We start from the raw sequence: 2716 nt of genomic DNA, 5'->3' as shown, positions 1-2716 counted from the left end.
GGAACACGACCTTGAGCAGCCCGCGCACGGCGGGGCGGCGGCAGCGGCAGGCGGCGGCGCAGCGCGAGCGCGAGCGGCAGCATGGTCGCGACGCAGAAGACGCCCATGGCAAGGTGCGCGTCCCGCCAGCCGATCGTCTCGACGCCCCATTGCAGCAGCGGCGGCCAGATCGTGCCCGCGACATAGTTGCCCGAGGCGGCGAGCGCGACGGCGATGCCGCGCCGCTTCTCGAACCACAGCGACACGTCGGCGATCAGCGGCCCGAACACCGCGGCTGCGCCGAAGCAGCCGAGCAGCACGCCATAGGCGAGCCCGAAGGCAAGGACGGATGGCGCCATCGACGCCGCGACGCCGCCAAGGCCCAGCGCGACGGCCCCGATCAGCACCGGCACCATGACCCCGAACCGGTCCGACAGCCTCCCCATCAGCACGCCGCCGGCCACGAAGCCGACCATCGTCATGGTGTAGGGCAGGGAGGCATCGGCGCGCGCCGTGCCGAATTCCGCCTGCACCGCGGGCAGCATGACGACGACGGCCCACATGGGCACGGACCCGATGGCGGAGAGCAGCAGGGCGATGCCGAGGCGCCGCCAGGCCGCCGGCGAATCGATCAGGGCGGCGTCAGCCATCGCCGCGTCGCGTCTGTGACATCTGGGTCCCTCCCGGCGCCGCCACCCTGGCAGGCGCGCCGGCGCCGGGCCAGTGGGGCCGGCGCATGGCGCGGTTGCACGGGCGCAGCGCTGGAGTCTTGACGCAACGCAACGAGAGTCCGAAGCATCGGCCGCCCATCGCAGGAAGATTCCATGTCCGGCACCGACCTCGCCGCCCGCCTCGCCGCCGCCGCCGAGGCGACCGGCGAGGGTTCCGTCGCCTTCCTGCGTGACCTGATCCGCCTGCAGCGCGATGGCGAGGCGGCGGTCCAGGCCCGCATCGCCGAGGCGGCGTCCGCGCTCGGCTGCGTCGTGGAACGCCGCGCCTACCGCCCGGCCGAGGTGCGGCTGCGGGAGGAATTCGCCTCGGATGCCGCCATGGCGACGGAGGAGCGCACGGCGATCCTCGCCCGCCTGCCCGGCACCGGGGGCGGGCGCAGCGTGATCTTCTTCGCCCATCCGGACGGCGAGGCCTTCAACCCCGACCATGGCTGGCGGCACGACCCCTTCGCGGGCGGGATCGAGGCCGGGCGCATCCATGGCTGGGGCGTGGCGGACGACCTCGCCGGGGTCGCGACCATGGTCGAGGCCGTTCGGGTGCTGCGCGACGCCGGGCTGCGGCCGAAGGGGGATGTCATCCTCGCCAGCACGCCGTCCAAGCGCCATGCGCGCGGCGTGCACGCGCTGCTGCATGGCGGCGTCGCGGCCGATGCGGCGGTCTATCTGCACCCGGCCGAATCCGGCCTCGGCATGCGGGAGGTGAAGGCGCTCGCGCCGGGGCAGCTCATCTTCCGCATCATCCTGCGCGGCCGCCTGCCGGACACGCAGGAGCCGGGGCACACCGCCTTTGCGCATCTCGCGATGAACCCGGTGGATCTCGTGCCCGCGGTGATCGCCGCGCTGCGGGCGTTGGATGCGCGCCGCGGGGCGCGGGTGCGGCATTGCGTGCTCGAAAAGGCGATCGGGCGGTCCACCAACCTGCTGATCGGCGATATCCGCGCGCTCGGCGATGGCCGCGCCTCGCGCGTGCCGCCGGCGGTGCAGCTCTCCTGCGCGCTCGCCTTCCCGCCGGGTGAGACGCTCGCGGCGGTGCAGGCGGAGGTCGAGCAGGCGCTCGCCGACGCGGTGGCGAATGATGCCGGGCTGCGCGCCCATCCGCCGGAACTCGTCTGGGTCTCCGGCGTCACCGGGGCCGAGGTGGCGGAGGGCGACCCGCTCTGGACCGCGACGAGCGAGGCCGTGCGGCTCGCGACCGGCACGGCGCCGCACATCAACCCGCTGCACACCTCCTCCGACATCCGAAACCCGATGGTCCAGTCGGGGATTCCCTGCGTGGGGCTCGGTCCGCTCTGCGGCGACCTGACGCAGAACGGCGGGCGCGACGAATGGGTGGATGTCGCGGATTACAAGCGCGGGGTGGCGGTGGTCGCCGGGCTGATCGCCCTGTGGTGCGGGACGGCGGTGTGAGGGGAGGCTGGGCCGCGACCGCGCTCGTCGCGCTGCTCTCCACCCTGCCGGCGCTGGTCGCGGCGTCGGTGTTCGGCGTCGTGGAGACGCCCGACAGCCCGACCTACCTCGCCTATGCCATGCAACTCGTGCCCGGGCCGCGGCCCGAAGGTGCGGCGCTGCTGGCGGAAGGGCCGATGCCGGTCACGCTGTATCGCACCATCGGCTACCCGGCGGTGCTGGTGGCGCTGCAATGGATCTCGCCCGCCGGCTGGCCGATGCTGCTGCTGGGGTTGCAGGTGGCGGCGCAGGTGGTGGTCGCGGCCGCGGCCCATCGCGTGGCCCGCGCGCTTGGCCTCTCGCCCGCGCTCGCCTTCGCCGCCGCGCTGATGCCGGCGGCAGGCATGGGCGCCGTGGTGCAGTCCGCCGTGATGACGGATGCGCTGTTCGGGCTGCTGTTCACCGGGGCGATGCTGCTGCTGCTCCGCGCTGGGCTGGCGGGTGGCGGGCTCGGCGCCGTCGCGCTGGCGGGCGTGCTGCTCGCGCTCGCGACGACGGTGCGGGAGGCGACGCCCTACCTGCTGCTCGGCCTGCTGCCGGCGGCGGCGATCGCGGCGGGG

The 2716-nt window shown here is 74.4% G+C and carries 3 protein-coding genes; 2 read left to right on the top strand and 1 reads right to left on the bottom strand.

What is annotated here, in order from left to right:
• Nucleotides 1-629, bottom strand: a 629-nt coding sequence (locus tag HW577_RS23395; RefSeq protein WP_198378512.1) for an MFS transporter, incomplete at its 3' end; no start/stop codon positions are given.
• Between the two features lie 174 nt (nucleotides 630-803).
• Here HW577_RS23395 and HW577_RS23390 point away from each other — a divergent pair.
• The gene (locus HW577_RS23390; protein WP_198378511.1) at nucleotides 804-2117 is read left to right on the top strand and encodes a M20/M25/M40 family metallo-hydrolase; all 1314 of its coding nucleotides are present in this window, start codon (nucleotides 804-806) and stop codon (nucleotides 2115-2117) included.
• On the top strand, nucleotides 2114-2716 hold a 603-nt coding region (locus HW577_RS23385), incomplete at its 3' end, for a hypothetical protein (protein ID WP_198378510.1). The genes HW577_RS23390 and HW577_RS23385, both read left to right, overlap by 4 nt.

The organism is Neoroseomonas rubea, assembly GCF_016106015.1.
In the GTDB taxonomy this organism is placed as follows: Bacteria; Pseudomonadota; Alphaproteobacteria; order Acetobacterales; family Acetobacteraceae; genus Neoroseomonas; species Neoroseomonas rubea.
Note: the sequence above shows the minus strand (reverse complement) of the source record. Positions and strands in the feature narration are given on the sequence as shown.

Bases quoted from the DNA above. Each gene is read 5' to 3' on its own strand.
- HW577_RS23390 (WP_198378511.1), top strand. From the start codon at position 804: ATGTCCGGCACCGACCTCGCCGCCCGCCTCGCCGCCGCCGCCGAGGCG.